The organism is Streptomyces sp. NPDC090032, from assembly GCF_044748025.1.
Lineage (GTDB): Bacteria > Actinomycetota > Actinomycetes > Streptomycetales > Streptomycetaceae > Streptomyces.
The window spans coordinates 51,393-70,737 of sequence record NZ_JBIVFF010000004.1 but is presented as its reverse complement, the minus strand read 5'-3'; the positions used below and the strand labels follow the sequence as shown (position 1 = coordinate 70,737).

9 protein-coding genes are annotated in these 19,345 nt (G+C 73.4%); 5 read left to right on the top strand and 4 right to left on the bottom strand.

Features of this window, described 5'->3' with window-relative positions; all coding sequences use genetic code 11:
- Positions 1–57: 57 nt before the first annotated feature.
- Positions 58–1,707, bottom strand: a complete 1,650-nt coding sequence (locus ACIPWY_RS10200) for a protein kinase domain-containing protein (protein WP_393704632.1) — start codon at positions 1,705–1,707, stop codon at positions 58–60.
- 436 nt (positions 1,708–2,143) lie between these two features.
- Here ACIPWY_RS10200 and ACIPWY_RS10195 point away from each other — a divergent pair, with 436 nt between their 5' ends.
- From ACIPWY_RS10195 to ACIPWY_RS10175, 5 genes are all read left to right on the top strand, one after another.
- Complete coding sequence (locus ACIPWY_RS10195; RefSeq protein ID WP_401532721.1) at positions 2,144–5,497, top strand: FHA domain-containing protein; 3,354 nt, start codon at positions 2,144–2,146, stop codon at positions 5,495–5,497.
- Positions 5,498–5,708: 211 nt separating this feature from the next.
- Positions 5,709–7,112 (top strand): ABC transporter substrate-binding protein, encoded by a 1,404-nt coding sequence (locus ACIPWY_RS10190; protein ID WP_393704636.1) that lies wholly within the window; start codon positions 5,709–5,711, stop codon positions 7,110–7,112.
- A gap of 9 nt (positions 7,113–7,121) precedes the next feature.
- Positions 7,122–8,480 (top strand): carbohydrate ABC transporter permease, encoded by a 1,359-nt coding sequence (locus ACIPWY_RS10185; RefSeq protein WP_401532719.1) that lies wholly within the window; start codon positions 7,122–7,124, stop codon positions 8,478–8,480.
- Positions 8,477–9,358 (top strand): carbohydrate ABC transporter permease, encoded by an 882-nt coding sequence (locus tag ACIPWY_RS10180; RefSeq protein WP_362906342.1) that lies wholly within the window; start codon positions 8,477–8,479, stop codon positions 9,356–9,358. The genes ACIPWY_RS10185 and ACIPWY_RS10180 overlap by 4 nt, the downstream gene beginning before the upstream one ends.
- A gap of 150 nt (positions 9,359–9,508) precedes the next feature.
- A complete protein-coding gene (locus ACIPWY_RS10175; protein ID WP_401532715.1) occupies positions 9,509–11,743 on the top strand; it encodes a CDP-glycerol glycerophosphotransferase family protein in 2,235 nt (744 codons plus the stop codon).
- A 24-nt stretch (positions 11,744–11,767) separates the two neighbouring features.
- On the opposite strand, the gene ACIPWY_RS10170 is transcribed toward ACIPWY_RS10175, so the two are convergent.
- Genes ACIPWY_RS10170 through ACIPWY_RS10160 form a run of 3 tightly spaced genes read right to left on the bottom strand, consistent with a single transcriptional unit; the run spans position 11,768 to position 19,211 of the window.
- The gene (locus ACIPWY_RS10170) at positions 11,768–12,940 is read right to left on the bottom strand and encodes a glycosyltransferase (protein WP_362906346.1); all 1,173 of its coding nucleotides are present in this window, start codon (positions 12,938–12,940) and stop codon (positions 11,768–11,770) included.
- Positions 12,941–12,942: 2 nt separating this feature from the next.
- Positions 12,943–15,705 carry a CDP-glycerol glycerophosphotransferase family protein gene (locus ACIPWY_RS10165; RefSeq protein ID WP_393704642.1) on the bottom strand — a complete coding sequence of 921 codons (2,763 nt, stop codon included), beginning with the start codon at positions 15,703–15,705 and terminating at the stop codon, positions 12,943–12,945.
- Positions 15,702–19,211, bottom strand: a complete 3,510-nt coding sequence (locus ACIPWY_RS10160; RefSeq protein WP_401532712.1) for a CDP-glycerol glycerophosphotransferase family protein — start codon at positions 19,209–19,211, stop codon at positions 15,702–15,704. The genes ACIPWY_RS10165 and ACIPWY_RS10160 overlap by 4 nt, the downstream gene beginning before the upstream one ends.
- Positions 19,212–19,345: the final 134 nt, after the last annotated feature.

Genomic DNA, 19,345 nt, shown 5'->3' with positions numbered 1-19,345 from the left:
TCCGGAAGTCGACAAATCTCCAACATCACGCCCAACGCCGGGCGCGCGTGGCTCACTTCAGTTGCCGGAGCCCCCGCCGCCGCTTCCCAGGTCGCCGATCCAGCCGGTGACCGTGTCGTACCAGTCCGACAGCTGGGCCCAGTAGCCCTTGCCCGTGCCGATCCAGTCCTGGAGCGGGGTGAACTCCCAGACGAGCCAGCTCACCACGAACAGCATGACGATCATGAAGAGGCAGCCCTTGAGGCAACCGAGCCCCGGGATCTTCATCCGGTTCGCACTGCGCTGCCTCGGCTGTCGCGGCTCGCGCTGCGGCGCCTGCGGCTGAGGCTGGCGGGGCTGCTGCGGCGGCGCGTACTGCTGCTGCTGAGGCTGCGGCGCGTACTGCTGCTGCTGAGGCTGCGGCTGCTGCCGGCGGGGCTGCTGGGGCGCGTACTGCTGCTGCTGGGGCTGCTGGGGCTGCTGCTGGCGTCCCTGCGGGCGCTGGGGGCGGCGGCGCAGCGGGTCGTCGTTCGGGTCCAGGTACTGGACCTGCGTCTGCTCGTTGCGGTCGCGGGCCGCCCGCATCTGGTTCTGCCAGGGGTGCGGGTCGTCCGGGTTCGCACCCGGCTGGTGCGGCGGGACCGGCGGCATGACGGCCGTCGGGTCGGGCGCGCCCCGGTTCGGCAGGACCGAGGTGGGGTCGGCGTCGCCGGTGCCGGTGGACTGCATGACGCTCGTCGCCGCGTTCGGGTCGTACGAGCCGGCGTTGCTGGGCAGGACCTGCGTCGGGTCGGCCGCGCCGGGCACCTGCGCGGGCGCCGGGTCCGGCATGAGGAGGGCGCCGACGCCCTCGGCGGCCGCGATCTGCGCGGAGTTCGCGTGCACGCCGATGCCCTCGGCGACGGCGCGCAGGCCGCGGGCGAGGTTCTCGGCGCTGGGGCGCTCGTCGGGGTTCTTGCGCAGGCAGCGCTCTATGACCGTCCACAGGGGGTCGGGCACCGTGGACGGGCGGCGCGGTTCGGCGCTCAGGTGCTGGTGCAGGACCTCGAGCGCGGAGCCGCCGGAGAACGGGGGCCGGCCCGTGACCAGCTCGTACAGCAGGATTCCGGCGCCGTAGATGTCCACCGCGCTGGTCTGCGGGCGGCCCTCGGCGGACTCCGGCGCGACGTACGCGGGCGTGCCGACGAACTCGTGGGTGCGTGTCAGACCCGGGGAGTCGGCCAGGCGGGCGATGCCGAAGTCGGTGAGCATCGGGTGCATCTCGCCGCCGTCCTGCTTCAGCAGGACGTTCGCCGGCTTCAGGTCGCGGTGCACGACGCCGTCCGCGTGGCTCGCCGCGAGCGCGTCCGCGACCTGGGCGGTCAGCAGGGACGCGGCGACCGGGGAGAAGGGGCCGTTCTCGCGGAGGTAGCGGTGCAGGTCGGGGCCGTCGACCAGGTCCATGACGAGGGCGAGGAGCTCGCCCTCGACGACCAGGTCGCGGGTGCGCACGATGTTGGGGTGCGTCAGGCGGAGCAGCACGGAGCGCTCGCGCAGGAAGCGCATCACCACATCCGCGTCGTTGGCGAGCTCCTCCTTGAGGACCTTGATCGCCACGGTCTCGCCGGGCTGCCCGGCGACGGCCGCCTCGGCCCCCGCGGTCTCCCGCTGGCGGGCCCGCCAGACGGTGCCCGTGGCGCCGCGTCCGAGCGGCTCCTCGAGCAGGTATTTACTGCCTACCGGCCGCACGTCATGCGCTCCCTGCTTGCTGCGTACTGGCGTACTGCTTGGTCTTGCTCGTCCTTGGGTGTTCCGACCCACTGTAGTGCCGTCGAACAACCCACTGTCTGTTGATCTTCCGCGACGGTCCCGCCCGTGGTCTTCCGCGGCTCCCCGCCCGCCGCGGCCGTGTTCGACGGGAAGACGCCCGGGGCGGTCGGTTGGTTGCCACCGGTGGGGCGTGAGTGGTCCGAGCGGTCCCAAGCGGCATCATGCAGGCACTTTTGCGGGCAGAGCCGACCAATCAAGATCACTTACGGGTGGCCGACGGGCGTGTTGTCGGTGGCAAGTGCGAGGATGCCTCTCGTACTGGCCTACGTGCCCGTTGTGCGGTGGGGGATCTGCGGTGAGGTGACCGCTGTGCAGCCCCTTCCCGGGCGCCCGCGCAGAAGGGACCGCTGACGCGATGCAGATCCGGCTGACCGTCGTAGACCCCCTGGGGACGCGCCCCGACCCGCAAGACCGCGCGACGTCGTGCGACGTGCTGGTGACCGCCCCGGCGGGCACCGCGCTCGCCGCGGTGGCCTCTGCCCTGGTGACGGCCGTCGCGGGCGGCGAGGGCACGGCGATTCTCTACGCGGGACCCGAGCGCCTCGACGGGCAGCGCTGCACGCTGGGCGAGCCGCCGCTGACCGACGGGGCCGTGCTGTCCCTGGGCGTTCCCGCCGAGCCGGGGCCCGAGATCGAGGGTGCGGCGGCGCAGCTCCAGGTGGTCGCGGGGCCCGACGCCGGCGGTGTGCATCTGCTGCACGGCGGCGAGATCCGCGTGGGGCGCTCCGCGGACGCCGACGTCGCGCTCGACGACCCCGATGTGTCCCGGATGCACTGCGCTGTGACGCTCGGCACGGACGGCCGGGTGACGGTCACGGACCTGGGCTCGACGAACGGGACGACGGTCGACGGCAGTCCTGTCGGGGACCGCCCCGCCCGGCTCGCCCCCGGCGCGCTCCTGCGGCTCGGCGAGTCCACGCTGCGGCTGGCCCCCGAGGCCACCGCGAGTTCGGCGGGCTCCTCAGGTCTCACCGGATTCTCAGGTTTCTCGGGGCCCGTGCTGCGGACGGCGCCCGACGGCGAGGGCCACGTGCGCGTGACGGCCCCGGACGCGGGCGCTTTCGAAGACCCCTTCTCCCGGCCCGGTCTCGCGGGCGAGACCCGGCACACGTACGGGCCCGCCGCGCTCGCCGCCGGTGCCGCCCCCGTCGTGCCCGAGCAGGGCGGGCCGCCCGACGCCGAGAGCATGCCGACCATCACCCCGGCGCGCGGGACGCCCGTGCCGCGCGAGCAGCGCAGGCGCGGCGGACTCGGCGCCTGGGCACGGCGTCTGGCCGGCGGACGCACCGGCGAGGACGTGTCCCCGTACGACAGCGGCGCCTACGACGTCGGGCCGGGGACGCACGACCCCGAGACCTTCGCCGCCGCCTCCCCCTCCTCCAGGGGATCATCCGAGTCCTGGCCCGACGCTGCCGCGCTGCTGCTCACCGCGCTCGGCCCGGGGCCCCGGCTCTGGGAGCGCGGTCCCGAGCACCCCGAGGCGCTGGCGGTGCGGCTCGGCACGGACGACCGGACGTCCCCGGACCGCTCGGGCCTGCTGCCCGGCGTGCCGGTGACGGTGGGGCTGCGGGAGGCCGGCGCCCTCGGGCTGGCCGGGCCGCGGGCGCGGCTGTCGGGCGTGGCCCGCTCCGTCGTCGCGCAGCTCGCGGCACTGCACTCGCCGGACGTGCTGGAGATCGTCCTGGTCAGCACGGACCGGTCGCGCAGCGTCCAGGACCGCGCGGCCGAGTGGTCCTGGCTCGGCTGGCTCCCCCATCTGCGCCCCGCGCACGGCCAGGACTGCCGACTCCTCCTGGCGTACGACCGCGAGCAGGCGGTGGCCCGCACCGGTGAGCTCGTGCGCCGCCTCGACGACCACATCGCGGACGCGTCACGCCGCGCGGACGCCGGGCCCGGCGCCGCCCGCGCGGGGCAGCGGGCCGGCCTCGGGCCGATGGTGCCGAGGTCCCGTTCGGGTGAGGCGGCCGACGCCGGGGAGCGCGGTGGCCGTATGTCCGCCCCTGGGCCGTACGGGCACGAGGGGGCGGGAGGCCGGCCGGGCGAGGCGCCGGCGGACGGCCACCGCGGTGCCGGTCCCGCCACGGACCGGGACGGGCGCGGGACGGAGCACCCCACGGGGCATCCCGCCGCCGAGGAGACCTGGCCGCCCCCGGGCCCCGACGCCGGGCACCGCTGGTCGGGCCCGCTGACCGTGCTCGTCGTCGACGGGGACCCGGGATCGGCCGGGCTGCGCGAAGCCACCGTGCGCCTCGCGACGGAAGGGGGCCGGGCCGGGATCCATGTCATCTGTCTCGCCGAGGCCCCCGCGTCCTCGCCCGCCTCGCCGGTGACCCAGACCTATGAGATGGCGTGCGCCGTGTCGCCCGCGTTCAAGTCGTGCGGCGCCGTCGCGCTGCTCAGCGGGGACGTGGCGACGGCACTGCGGCTACTGCGCACGTCGCACGGCCAGGTCGTCGGCCACGGCACGGTCGCCGCGATCGACGCCGTGTCGGCGGCCTGGGCCGAGCGCTTCGCGCGGGCCCTCGCCCCCTTGCGCACCGACAGCGGCCCGAGCGAGCCGCACCCTAGAGCCTCCGCCCCCCTGCCCCAAATCGCCCGCCTCCTGGACGAGTTGGGGCTCGCCCGGGCCACGCCGGCTTCCCTGATGGCCCGCTGGGCCGCCGCCGGGGACGACACGGAGGCGCTCGGCGGGCGCGCCTGGGCCGTGCTCGGCGCCGGGCCGCGCGGCCCGGTCGTCGTGGATCTGGCCGCCGAGGGCCCTCATCTGCTGATCGAGGGCCCGGCGGGCAGCGGCCGTACGGAGCTGCTGCGCGCGATCGCCGCCTCGCTCGCGGCGGCGGAGCGTCCTGACCGGCTCGGCCTCGTCCTCGTCGACGGCCGGGACGGCACCGGGGGCGCCGACCGGGGAGACGGGCTGCGCGTCTGCACGGACCTGCCGCACGTCACGACCCATCTGGCGGCCAACGACCCCGTGCGCATGCGGGAGTTCGCCCAGTCGCTCGCCGCCGAGCTGAAGCGCCGGGCCGAGCTGCTCGGGCGCCAGCACTTCGCCGAGTGGCACACGCAGCGCGAGGTGTCCGGCCGGATGGTCGCGCAGCGCCCCGCGCCGCCCCGCGGGGCCGACCAGGGAGCCGGGGACCTGGACACGCCGCCCAGTTCGACGATGCGCCTGCGGCCCGCCGCCGCCCGCAAGGAGGCCGATGCGGCCCCACCCCTGCCCCGGCTCGTGGTCCTGGTCGACGACCTGGACGCGCTGCTCTCACCGCCGCTCGGCTCGCCGGGCCGGCCCGCCGCAGGTTCGGTCGTACGGGCCCTGGAGGCCGTCGTCCGGGACGGCGAGCGCCTCGGGGTACATCTGGTCACGGCCCGCGCGTCCGGTGCCGAGCCGGCGTGGGGTGTGACGCTGCGGGTCGCGCTCGACGCCCCGTCGGCAGGTCCCGACGACCCGGCGCCCGGCCGGGGCCGGCTCTCCGGCGCCGACGGACGCGACCTGGCGTTCCAGGCGGGCCGGGTCACGGGGCGCATCCCCCGCACGGCCACGCAGCGGCCCACGGTGGTGCCGCTCGACTGGACCCGGATGGGTGATCCCCCGACCCGGCGCCCCGTGCGGGAGCTGGGGAACGGGCCGACCGATCTCGCCCTGCTGGCCAGCGCGTTGGAGCGGGCGGCCCGTTCCGTCGCCGCGCGGGAGGTGCCGTCGCTCCTGTGACGGAACCTCCGGCGGGACGGCCCGGAAATTCCCGGCTCCCCAGGTTCGGGGCCGACATCACGACCCCGTCACGATCTTGGAGTTGACACCGCAGGCGCCCTTGCCTGTTCTCCCTGGCCGGGCGTAGAACCAGTGCCCACGGGACAGCGCACACACGTACGTTCAGCGTTCGGGACGTACGTTCAGCGTTCGGGACGAGAACGGGGCAGCGATGCGCAGCATTCGTACACGCACGACATCAAGGGCGTCCAGGACGTCCGGGGCCGCGAAAGCCGCAGCGGCAGCTCTGACCGCGGGAGCCCTCGCGCTGACGCTGACCGCCTGTGGCGGCGGCGGGGACAAGAAGGACGGCAACGACACGGGCAGCGGTGAAACGGGCAGCGCCTCCTCCGTGAAGCTGCCCAAGCTCGACGGCCAGACCCTGGAGGTCGCGGCCGTCTGGACCGGGCCGGAGCAGGAGAACTTCACCAAGGTCCTCGCCGAGTTCGAGAAGCGCACCGGCGCCAAGGTCAACTTCGTGCCGACGGGCAACAACACCGCCACGTTCCTCAGTACGAAGATCGAGGGCGGCAAGCCGCCGGACGTGGCGTTCCTGCCGCAGGTCGGCGTGCTGCACCAGTTCGCCGACAAGGGCTGGATCAAGCCGCTGGGCAGCGAGGCGCAGGCGCAGGTCGACAAGAACTTCTCGGCCGGCTGGAAGAGCCTCGGGGCGTACAAGGGCAAGCAGTACGGCGTCTATGTGAAGGCCGCCAACAAGTCGCTGGTCTGGTACAACACCGCCGCGTTCGAGGCCGCCGGGATCAAGAAGACGCCGGCGACGTGGGACGACTTCCTGTCCACGGCGCAGACCCTGTCCGACGCGGGCTCCCCCGCCGTCTCCATCGGCGGCGCGGACGGCTGGACGCTCACCGACTGGTTCGAGAACATCTACCTCTCCCAGGCGGGCCCGGAGAAGTACGACCAGCTCGCCACCCACAAGATCAAGTGGACGGACCCCTCCGTGAAGGAGGCCCTGACCACGCTCGCCGAGCTGTGGGGCAAGGACGAACTGATCGCGGGCGGCCGCAAGGGCGCGCTCTCCACGGAGTTCCCGAAGTCCGTCACGCAGACGTTCTCCGGTGACACCCCCGCGGCGATGGTCTACGAGGGCGACTTCGTGACCGCCAACATCAACGCGGACACCAAGGCCAAGGTCGGCACGGACGCCAAGGTGTTCCCGTTCCCGGCGGTCGGCGACAAGGCCCCCGTGGTCAGCGGCGGCGACGTGGCCGTGGCGCTCAAGGGCGGCAAGGGCGCCCAGGCGCTCGTCACGTTCCTCTCCTCGACCGACGCGGCCGAGATCTGGGCGGCGCAGGGCGGCTACATCTCCCCCAACAAGGAGATGGACACCGCCAAGTACAAGGACGCGGTGACCAGGGACATCGCGAAGGCGCTGCTCGCGGCGGGCGACGACTTCCGCTTCGACATGTCCGACCAGGCGCCCGCGGCGTTCGGCGGCACGCAGGGCGTCGGCGAGTGGAAGGGCCTCCAGGACTTCCTGAAGAACCCGAAGGACGTCGCCGGGACCCAGCGCCAACTCGAGGCCGACGCCGCCAAGGCGTACAAGAACGGCTGACGGCGCGGTATGCCGTCCTCCGTGGCGAAGGCGGGGGGCGCCGGCGCACTGCCGCCGGCGCCGCCCGCGATACCGCGCAAGAGCGTGATCGGGACCAGGCCGTGGGTGGCGGGGCTGTTCCTGCTCCCCGCGCTCGTCCTGCTCGGCGCGCTCGTGGTCTACCCGATCGGGTACTCGGTCTGGCGCAGCCTCTACGACTCCGGCGGCTCGGACTTCGTCGGCCTCGACAACTACGGCGACATCTTCCGCGACCACCAGACGCTGATCGCGGTCAGGAACACCGCGATCTGGGTGGCGGTGGCGCCGGCCCTGTGCACGGCGCTCGGCCTGATCTTCGCCGTACTGACCGAACGGGTGCGCTGGGGCACGGCGTTCAAGCTGATCGTCTTCATGCCGATGGCGATCTCGATGCTGGCGGCGGGCATCATCTTCCGCCTGGTCTACGAGCAGGACCCGAACCAGGGCGCGGCCAACGCGATCGTGACGTCCGTGCACGACGCGTTCACCGACGCCTCCGTCTATCCGAAGGCGCGCCCCGCCATCGGCAGCGACCTCAAGGCCTCCAGCGGCGGGTCGTTCACGACCGAGCGGACCGCGAAGGCCGGCACCCCGGCGTTCCTGCCGCTCGTCGGCATCGCGCCCGACAAGGTGCCCGGCAGCCCGCAGAACGCCAAGCCGGCGAGTGCCGCGGGCGACAAGGTCACCGGGACGGTCTGGCTGGACTTCAAGCTCGGCGGGGGCGGCACGAAGGGCGCCGTCGACGCGGGCGAGAAAGCCCTGAAGGGCGTCAAGGTGGAGGCCGTGAAGGGCGGGAAGGTCGTCGCGTCCACCACCAGTGGCGACGACGGCACCTTCACCCTGCCCAAGTCGGCCGACGGGGCCCAACTCCGGCTCCCGGGCTCGAACTTCGCGACCGCCTACAACGGCGTCGAGTGGCTCGGCCCGGCCCTGGTGACGCCGTCGATCATCGGCGCGTACGCCTGGATGTGGGCGGGCTTCGCGATGGTCCTGATCGCGGCCGGGCTCGCGGGCATCGACCGTAACCTCCTGGAGGCGGCGCGCGTCGACGGGGCGAACGAGTGGCAGGTGTTCCGCAAGGTCACCGTGCCGCTCCTCGCGCCGGTCCTCACCGTCGTCCTGGTCACGCTGATGATCAACGTGATGAAGATCTTCGACCTGATCTACATCATCGCCCCGCAGCCGTCCCAGGACGACGCCAACGTCCTGGCCCTCCAGCTGTTCCTGTCCGCGTTCGGCGGCCAGGGGAACTTCGGCGCGGGCAGCGCGATCGGCGTGCTGCTCCTGCTGCTCGTCCTCCCGGTGATGTGGGTCAACATCCGCCGGCTGCGGAAGGAGCGTCAGCGGTGACCGCACTCGACACGTCCGTGCGCGCCAAGCGTTCGCTCGCCGCCCGGATCGCGAGCGGCGCGGCGGGCGGGGCGCTGCGCGCCTTCCTGCTCGTGGTCGGCCTGTTCTGGCTGGTGCCGACCTTCGGGCTGCTGGTCTCCTCGTTCCGCGATCCGACGGACATCGCCGCGTCGGGCTGGTGGAAGGTCTTCACCACCCCGGCCCAGCTGACGACCAAGAGCTACCAGTCGCTCCTGGAGAAGGACGAGATCACCCACGCCCTGTTCAACACGATCTGGATCACGGTCCCGGCGACGCTCCTCGTCGTCATCATCGGGTCGATGGCCGGATACGCGTTCGCCTGCATGGACTTCAAGGGCCGCGACGGCTGGTTCATGGCGGTCGTCGGGCTGCTCGTGGTGCCGGTGCAGGTGGCGCTGATCCCGCTGTCCGAACTCTTCGGGAAGATCGGCATCTTCGGCAGCATCATCGGCGTCATCCTGTTCCACGTCGGCTTCGGGCTGCCTTTCGCGATCTTCCTGCTGCGCAACTTCTTCGCGGAGATCCCCCGTGAACTCCTGGAGGCGGCGCGGCTCGACGGCGCGGGAGAGGTGCGGCTCTTCGCGACGGTGGTCCTGCCGCTCGGCGGCCCGGCCATCGCGTCGCTCGGCATCTTCCAGTTCCTGTGGGTGTGGAACGACATGCTGGTCGCGCTGATCTTCTCCGACTCCGGCTCGCAGCCGCTGACGGTCGCGCTCCAGCAGCAGGTACGGCAGTTCAGCGGGAACATCGAGATCCTGGCGCCCGGCGCCTTCATCTCGATGGTGATCCCGCTGGCCGTGTTCTTCGCCTTCCAGCGGCAGTTCGTGTCCGGTGTGATGGCAGGAGCGGTGAAATAGCCGCATCCGCAGGCGAATTGAGGGGCGGACCGGTCACGGTTCGCCCCTCTTCGGCTACCGAGAGGTCCCTCGTCTGCCACATCTGGCGTAACCGGATCACTCCATCGGCCGTTGCCGGGCAGTACGCCCGTGCCGACCCATGGATGCACCTTGCCCCGGTTCAGTGTCATCGTCCCCGTGTACCAGGTGCAGGCCTACCTGCACGCGTGCCTCGAATCCGTCCTGGAACAGTCGTGTTCCGACCTTGAGGTGATCGCGGTCGACGACTGCTCGCCGGACGCGAGCGGGGCGATCGCCGACGAGTTCGCGGCGCGGGACAACCGGGTGCGGACGGTGCATCTGCGGGAGAACGTGGGCCTCGGCCGCGCCCGCAACGCCGGTCTCGAACACGCCACCGGGGACTACGTCCTCTTCCTCGACAGCGATGACACCCTCACGCCGGGCGCGCTTGAGGCGATCAAGGACCGTATCGAGGAGACCGGCGGCCCCGACGTCCTGGTCTACGACTACGCCCGCACGTACTGGACGGGCGAGGCCGTGCGCAACCAGTACGCGGACCGCCTCACCCAGGAAGGTCCGGCGCCGTTCGCGCTCGCCGACAGGCCCGAGATCCTCCAACTCCTCATGGTGGTCTGGAACAAGGCGTACCGGCGCGCCTTCGTCGAGGAGCAGGGCTTCGCCTTCCCTCCCGGCTACTACGAGGACACTCCCTGGACCTATCCGGTCCTGATGTCGGCGCGGACGATCGTCACCCTCGACCGGGTCTGCGTCCACTACCGCCAGCGCCGCCGGGGCAACATCCTGGGCACCACGTCCCCCGCGCACTTCGACGTCTTCGACCAGTACGACCGTGTCTTCGCGTTCCTGGACTCGCGACCCGAACTCTCCGCCGCATGGCGCCCGTTGCTGTTCCGGCGGATGGTCGAGCACTTCGCCACGGTGTTCACGAACCCGGACCGGCTCCCGCGCGGCACCCGCCCCGACTTCCTGCGCAGGGCCCGCGCGCACTACCGGCGTCACCGCGTGCCCGGCGCGCCCGTCGCCGCCCGCGACCGGCTCCGGCACGGCCTGGTGCGGCTCGGCTCGCACCGCACATACCGGTCGCTGGCCGCGGCGATGCGCGTCGTGCGGCGCGTCCGGGGATTCACTGGCCGGCTGCGGCGCGCGGCCCGGTCGGCCGCCCTCCAGGCGCACTACCGCGTCCAGCTGCGGTTCCCGGTGCGCGCGGACCGGGCCGTCTTCTCCAGCTACGGGGGGCGCGGCTACGGCTGCAACCCGGGCGCCCTGGAAGCCGCGTTCCGCGCGTACGCGCCGCACGTCGCCACCGCGTGGATCGCACACCCCGAGCACCACCACACCCTGCCGTCCGGCACCCGCGCCCTGCGCCCCGGGACCGCCGCCTACTGGACGGCCCTGGCCCGCTCCAAATACCTGGTCAACAACGTCAACTTCGAACGCCGGCTGGTCAAGCGCCCCGGACAGGTGATGATCCAGACCCAGCACGGCACGCCCCTGAAGAAGATGGGCCTCGACCTCCAGGACCACCCGGCGGCGGCCCGCGGCGAGGACTTCGACCGGCTCCTGCGCTCCGTCGACACCTGGGACTACGTCCTGTCCGCCAACCGGCACTCCACCCTCGTCTGGGAGCGCGTCTACCCGTCCGCGTACACGACGCTGGAGTACGGGTATCCGCGCAACGACGCCTTCCACCGGGCGAGTTCGCGGGACGTGGCCCACATCCGCGAGAGCCTCGGCATCCCGAAGGGCGCGACGGCGATCCTGTACGCGCCCACCCACCGCGACTACCGCCGCACCCAGCGCTGCGCCCTCGACCCGGAGCGGGTGGCGCGCCGACTGGGCCCGGACTTCGTCGTCCTGGCCCGCACCCACCCGCTGCACCGCGCGCCTCTCGCGCGAAGCACCGGCCGCGTCATCGACGTCTGCGGCCACCCGAGCGTCGAGGCACTGTGCCTGGCGGCGGACGCGCTGGTCACCGACTACTCGTCCCTGATGTTCGACTACGCCAACCTCGACCGGCCCATCGTGATCCACGCCGACGACTGGGAGGCGTACGAGGCGTCGCGCGGCACGTACTTCGACCTGCGCGCGTCCCCGCCCGGCGCCGTCGCCCGCAGCGAGGACGAGCTGATCGACATCTTCGCGAGCGGGCACTGGCGCGGCTCGCGCTCGGCGCAGCTGCGGGGCGCGTTCCGCGAGCGGTTCTGCCCGTACGACGACGGGCGGGCGGCCGAGCGGGTCGTGCGGCACGTCGTGCTCGGCGAGTACGGGGACGAGGAGGCGGCTGCGGCGCCGTCCGTGCGCGAGGTGCCGCTCGCCGGGCCGCGCCCGGCGCCCGCGGGTGAGCGGGTCGGCCCGCGCTCCTGAATTCGGCAGGCGCGGGGCCGGGCCTCACCGCTCCAAGAGGTCGAACAGCTCCTCCCAGCGTTCCAGGACGCGCTCCTCGGAGAACCGCTGCACATTGACCCTGGCCCGCTCCCCCATGGCGTCCCGCAGCCGCGGGTTGCCGGTGAGGCGCAGGAGGCGGTCGGCGAGCGCGGCGGTGTCGCCGGGAGGTGCGAGGAGCCCGTCCTCGCCGTCGCGCACGATCTCCCTTACGCCGGGCGCGCAGTCGAACGCGGCGCACGGCACGGCGCTCGCCATGGCCTCCATCAGCGCGAGGGGGAAACCCTCGCCGCGCGACGACTGGACGAACACGGAGCTCCCGGCGAGCGCCCCCGCCACGTCGTCCGTGCGGCCCATCCACTCCACCGAGCCGTCGAGGCCCAGCTCGGTGCACTGGCGGCGCAGGTCCGGCTCGTCGGCTCCGGCGCCGTAGATCCGCAGGGTCCAGCCGGGCCGGCGCGGGGCGACCCCGGCCCAGGTGTCGACGAGCATGTCGATGCCCTTCTGGTCGGCGAGGCGGCCGATGCTGCACACGACCTTCGCGGTGCGCGGCGAGGGGATCTCGGGGAGGTGGGCGAGTGCGTTCGGCATGGCGCCGACGTTGTGCATGCCGTCGGCGATCCAGTCGTCGGCGTCCTCCTGGGTGAGGGCGAGCCAGCGGTCGGCGGACGGGTAGTTCCGCTTGACGGAGCGATAGCGGTGGCAGGCCCGCGTGTAGGCGTACGACTCGTGGCTCATGCCGATGATCCGCAGGCCCGCGGTGTCCGCCTCGCGCAGCCACTCCATGGGCCACACCTGGGTGACGACGGCGACGGCGCCGGGGCGGGCGGCGCGGAAGAGTTCCGAGAGACGGGCGACGGCGCGCCCGCGGTCCGCGAGGCGGGCGGCTTCGCGGCGGCGCGCGGCGGGGCTGAGGCGGGCGAGGCCACGCACGGGACGCGGGGTCGGCGGGTGGGCTCGGTAGAGGCTGGTCACGTCGTAGCCGAGGTCGGCGGGGAGGGTGAGCTTGAGCTCCGCCTCGTGGACGCCGATGACGTGCACGCGGTGGCCCGCGCGCTGGAAGAGGCGGGCCATCTGGTGGGTCCAGGCGGTGACGCCGCCCAGTTCGTCGACGGTGTTGGCGACGAGGAAGAGGTCGCGGCCCGTGCGCGGGGCGGCCGGGACGGTCGATGCGGTCATGCTCAGCCCTTCGTCCATTGGATGAGGTCGGCCGCCGCGCGGGCCGCGCCGCCGCCGTCGTACGCGCCGAAGTCGGCGGCGAACGCGCGGCGGGCGGCCTGCCAGTCGCCGTCGGCCTCCTTGAGCCCGTCGAGGGTCCGCAGCAGCTCCTCCTGCGTCTCGACGACGGGCCCGGCGGCGCGCGTGCGCAGGTCGAAGTAGGTGCCGCGGTCGGCCGCGTAGGCGTCGAGATCCGGCGCGAAGTGGACGAGGGGCCGGTCGAGGAGGGCGTAGTCGAACATGATCGACGAGTAGTCGGTGATCAACACGTCGGCGAGGACGAGGAGTTCACTCACGTCGTGGTGGCCGGACACGTCGACGACGGTGCCGGGCGGGGTGACGGGCAGGCTCGCCGCCTCCATGTAGTGGGCTCGCACGAGCAGGACGTGCGTGTCACCGAAGCGCCTGGCGAACTCCCGGACGTCGAGCGGCAGTTGAACGGATCGCCCGCCCTTCGGGACGCCGCGGAACGTGGGGGCGTACAGGACCACCGTGCGGTGGTCCGGGATGCCGAGTTCCGTCGCGAGCGCCGGGCGCGGGAAGCGGCCCTCGCGCTCGTCGCGCGCGCGGGCCTCCACGAGGCGGTCGTTGCGCGGGTAGCCGGCGCGCAGCAGCCGCTCCTCGGGGACGCCGTAGGCGCGGGCGAGGGTCCGCACGTCGTGCTCCGAGCGGACCATGAAGTGGTCGAACCGGCCGACCGCGCGCCGCAGCTTCTCGCGTTCGGGGGCGTTGCGCGTCCTGAGCCGTGCCTCGTCGAACCCCATGCGCTTGTACGCGGATCCGTGCCACGTCTGCAGATACGTGGTGTGGCGCGGCTTGTCGAGGGCGTGCGGGAAGCCCTGGTTGTCGACCCACCACTCGGCGCGGGCCAGGGCCCACAGATACCGCCAGGACCAGCGGCGCACGAGCCGGGCGCCGTCCGGGAACCCGGCGCTCGACGTGGCGTACGACCAGACGCAGCGCACCCGGGCGCGGCGTGCCAGGAGTTCCTCGTGCACGGCGCGCGGGCTGTCCCCGTAGCACTTGCCCATGTGGCTCTCGAAGACGACGAGGCCCTTGCTGACGGGCAGCCGGGACAGGACCCGCCGGTAGACGCGCAGCTTGACGCGCTGGGAGTGCAGCGCCTCGCGCTTCCTGCTCAGGGCGCGCAGCACGGGCTTCAGCTTGCGGGCGGGTCTGAAGTGGGTGACGTAGTGCAGGGCGGCCTGTGCGGTGCGGGCCGCGCGGCGGCGGGGCAGCAGGCAGATGGCCAGGTGGTGCCCGGCGGTGACGTAGGGCTGCCAGGTGTCGGCGGTGAGGCGGGTCAGGAGGGGGCGGGCAGGCAGGGCGGTGGCGCGGGTGGGGACGGCCGCCTTGTCGGCGAGCAGGCCGGTGGTGACGGGAACGCCGTCCACGGTGAGGACGAGCCGCGGGTCCCACACGCGGTCACCGATGCCGCGCGGGCGCAGCGCGCCGGTGAGGGGCAGCTCGGCCCGCCACACGACGCCCCCGTCCACCTGGCGTACGTCTGTCACCGGCACGGAGAGCGTGTGCGCACGGCCGCCGCGCACCGAGAGGTCGAGGCGGGCGGCGAGCGCGGGCCAGTGATCGAGGAGGCCCAGCGGCACGACGAGGCGCCCCTCGACGGCGAGCACCGCACCCTGGCGCAGGCAGTGGGTCACGCGGTTCAGGAGGCTCAGGTCGGTGAACTGCCGGTACTGGTAACCGAGTTCGGTGAGGTCGAACGTGTCGTCGTCGGCGTGCTCCGCGCTCCAGCGGATGCGCCCGTTGCCCGTCCTGACGAGCGGGGAGACGACGGTGCCGGGCCGGTCCAGGGCGTACGCGGCGGCCTGCACGCCGTCCGCGTCACCGTCGGCGAGAAGCCGTACGCCGATGCGCTCGACGGGCGGCAGCGCGCGCAGCGCGTCCGGGGCGACGAGGCCGTCCAGGCTCCCGGCGAGGGCGTCCGCCGCCGCCCGGCGCTCGTCGGGTCCCAGCGGCAGGAAGGCGCGGACGCAGGGGACGACGTGGTCGGTGAGGAAGGCGCTCTCGCGGGCCGCGCGCAGGGCGCCGTCGGCGTCAGCATGCAGGAGTCGCAGCGTGCCGCGCTGGGCGTCGGCGGCGCGGGGCAGGTCCCGTACGGGGTCGGCCGGGGCGCATCCGGTGGTGATCAGGTTCGGGACGAGCGCGATGCGCCGGGCGGCGAGCGCGGCCCGCACGCCGAAGGGGGCCTGTCCTGCGCCGGACAGCTCACCGAGTGCGCCGCGCCGCACGCAGAACCCGGCGCTGAGGCTGTCCCGCGTGACGAGTTCGGGCGCGTGCGCGACGTCCTCGACGACCCGGGACCTGGCGTGCAGCTCCTTGTGCCAGGCGGGCGCCTTGTCCCGGCGGCCCGCGACCAGGTCGGCGTCCGTGCGGCGGCCCGCCTCGAAGAGGTTGCGGCAGGCGTGCCGTTCGAGCCGCTCCCCCGGGGCGGCGACCATGACGTACCGGCCGCGGGCGGCGGCGAGGCCCAGGTCGCGCAGGACGCACGCGGGGCGCTCGGCGCCGGCGTGGACCAGCCGGATCCGGTGCGGGTCGCCGGCCGCGAGCGACGCGGCCTCCGTGTCCGCCCCGGTGGTGACGAGGACGGCCTCGGTGGCGGCCAGAGTCTGGTCGAGCACGGACCGTACGGTGGCGCGCAGGGCGGCGGCGTCCGTGCCGCAGACGACGACGCAGCTGATGTCGTACGTCTCTGGGGTGCTCATCGGCGGCCTCCCGGCAGCATGGCGTCGGCGACGTGCGCGGCGGCGCGTCCGTCGTCCAGGTCGCAGAACACCTCGCGGAAGCGGCGGTAGGCGTCCTCGTGCCCGGCGGTGGCGGCGGCCGGGTCGCGCAGCGCCTCGACGACCTCCTCGCCGGTGGTGAGCAGCGGCCCCGGCGCCTGCGCGACGAAGTCGAAGTAGAAGCCTCGGAGCGTGTCCCGGTAGTGGTCGAGGTCGTAGGTGTGGAAGAGCATCGGCCGGCCGGTCTGCGCGAAGTCGAACATCAGCGAGGAGTAGTCGGTCACCAACACGTCGCTGATCAGCAGGAGTTCGCCCACGTCCGGGTGGCGGGTGACGTCGCGCACGAAGCCGGACGCGGTGCCCGGGACGGTGCCGCCCACCAGGTAGTGGCGGCGCACGAGGAGGACGTGGTCGTCGCCGAGCGCGCGCTCGGCCGCCGCCAGGTCGAGGCGCAGGTCGAGCCCGTAACGGCCGCCCCTGCGCGGCTGGTTCTCGCGCCAGGTGGGGGCGTAGAGGACGACGCGCCTGCCCTCGGGGACGCCGAGGCGTTCGCGGACCGCGGCGGCGACCTTGGCGCGGTCCGTCGCGTGCAGCAGGTCGTTGCGCGGGTAGCCCGACTCCAGGACCTCGCCGTGGTAGCCGAACGCGCCCCGCAGGACGGGGGTGGAGAAACGGTTCGGGGAGACGAGCAGGTTCCACTGCGCGGCCCGCTCCGGCAGCGTCGCGATGTAACGCCGGTCGCCGGACGGGCTGTCCGCCAGGTCGCGGCCGATGCGCTTGAGCGGGGTGCCGTGCCAGGTCTGTACGACGTACTGGTCCTCGGCGCGCTCGAACCAGTCGGGCAGCTGCGTGTTGGTGACGACGTAGCGGCTGCGGGCCAGCGCCTCGTACCACTCGCCGCTCCACAGGGCCACGGGCCGGCAGCTGGCGGGCACCGTGACCTGCTGGTCGCGGACGACCCACAGGTGCTCCAGGGGTTCACCGCGGGCGACGAGCTCCTCGTGCACGGCGCGCGGCGAGTCCGAGTACTGCCGGCCGTCGAAGCTGGAGTACAGGACCGTGTCGGTGCGGGGCTCGACGCGCAGGGACGCGTAGCGGGTGCGCAGCGCGGCCTGCTGAGCGCCGCCGCGCTCCGTGACGGCGAGGGCGGATCCCGGCTCGATGACGAGACGGTCGTAGTAGCGGCGTCCCACGGTGAAGTCCCGGCCGCCCAGGGCCCGTACCAAGGGCAGGCTCTCGTGGCGGGCGGGCGCCACGTGGACCTGGCGGTACCGGCCGGGGTCGCTCTCGCCCGGCTCGCGCAGGAAGAGGTACCAGCGGCCCTCGGCGAGCGGCAGGACTCCGGCGGGGCCCGCGACCGCGTCCGGACACAGCGCCGCGCCGAACCGCCCGCCGGACACCTCGACCGGAACGACGGCCTCCTCGTCGTGGCCGCTGTGCTGGAGCAGCAGCTCCCACGCCGTGCCGGACATATCGGGGAAGCTGCCCGAGACGGCGAGCCGCCCGTCCCCCTCCCAGGTCAGGGTGTCGACGAGCGGCCGTACGGTCTGGTTGCGCAGCTCCACGTTCCCTGCGGCGTTGGCGAGGACGAGAAGTTCACGCCCGGCGCCGAGCGGGTGGCGTCCCGGCGGGATGTCCGGGCGGACCGCGAGCGCCGACCACTCGCCGTCCCCGCGCACGAGGCCGATGCCCCACGGGTCGGTCGTGCGGGGCGAGCCCGAGGCGTCGGTCGCGGTGCCCGCGATCAGTTCCAGGCGCAGCTCGGCGGTGAAGACGCGGCCCGAGCGCTCGACGGGGAGGTCGTACGCCTCCTTGGTGTGCCAGTTCTCGACCCGCAGCGCCTTGAGTTCGGCGGGCGCCCCGGGGGCGAGCTCGCCCTCCAGCCTGAGGATGCCGCCGGACTCCTCGTGCCGCACGAGCCGCGCCTGCACGCGCTCGGCCCGCAGCCGGAGCCGGCCCGCGCTGAGCCGGGGCGCGATCCGCAGGAAGTCGTCCAGATAGCGCACGGGCAGTGCGCCGAGCCCGCCCATCCGTACGGGCCCGGTACGCAGAAGACCGCCTCCGAAGGCGGCCATCTCGACGTTCCAGGTGGTGTTCGGCCGCTTGGTGACGAGCCGGGCCGCGTCGATGACCGTCTCGAACCCGGACCTGTCGTAGCTGTGCAGCCCCTGCTTGGAACGGTAGGTGGCATCGCGGGAGCGGACGGTACGGACCTTCAGGGGCACCACACGGCGCCTGCCCGCCCGCAGCCAGGCGAACTTGGCGCGCGCCCCGACCCGGCCCGCGGGCAGGTTGCGCACATAGGCGAACCCCTTGAGCCGCAGCCGCCCGGCCTCGTCCCAGGACGCCTCGGTGATGTGCGACTTCAGCGGAAGATCGGTCTTGCGGAGCGCGGTCACGGCGCGCGGCAGGGAACCGGTGACGGGCGGGAACTGCGCCCTGCGCCTGCGCGGCCCGCGCGCCACGAACGTCGTGCCGTGGCTCTTCTCGTACGTCATGAACGCGAGCAGCTCGGTCAGGCGGCGCTCCCGGATGAGCTGCCACTTGACGCGCAGGGCCAGCGGGAGCCCGGCGAGGACCGCCGGGTCGACGGTGCCCGCGAAGGAGTTGGCGTGGTCGAGGAACGCCTCGTGGTACGCGGCGTCGCCGAGCGGCAGCGCCTCCATGAACAGCCAGAGGTCCCCGGCGAGCACCGTCGCGTCGTAGCGCCGCTTGCCCTCCGCCCAGCCGGCGGCCTGCGGGGTGCCGGCGCTCTCGCGCACCTTGGCCCCGAGGAAGTCACTGGCCGAGCGGACGGCGGCGGTGCGGTCGGCGACGGCGCGCGGCCTGGTCCGCCGGTTGGTGATGGAGCCGTCGCGGTCGCGCCACAGATAGACGGGCCCGGACAGGACGTCGACGCTGCGGGCGAGGAAGTGCGCGGGCACCATGACCGGGGTGTCCTCGAACAGCACACCCACGGGGAACGCGAACTCGTGACGGTCCCAGAAGTCCTTGCGGAACACCTTGTTGCAGGCGATGCGGTCCCCGAGCAGGTCCCAGTACCGGGTGACGTGGGTGGCGGCGCGGTCCTTGCCCATCACCTTGCGGAACATGGCGGACTGCTCGGTGCTCCCGTCGACGCGCAGCCGGTGCACGTTGCCGGTGGCGAAGTCGGAGCCCGACTCCTCCAGGGCGTCGAGCATGCGCGCGTACGCGTCGTGCGGCACCACGTCGTCGCTGTCCACGAAGGCGAGATGCGCGCCCGTGGCCAGGGCCGCACCCGCGTTGCGCGCCGCTCCGAGGCCCGCGTTCTCCTGCCGGGCGTACCGGAAGCGCCGGTCGTGTCCGGCCATGGCGCGGGCGATCTGCGGACTCCCGTCGGTGGAGCCGTCGTCGACCATCACGACTTCGAGGTCGGGCATGGTCTGCGCGGCCAGCGACTCCAGGCAGGCGTCGAGGTACGCCTCGACGTTGTAGATGGGGACGACGACGGTGAGTCGTGGTGTCATGCGCTGCGCACATTCCTTCCGGAGAACTGACGGGCACGGCTGCGCGACCCGCGAGGGACCTACTGGTTAACAACCGGCCCTGTGGATCCGGGTCACCACGCCTGAGCCATTCGGGTGATCACGCAGCGATCCCG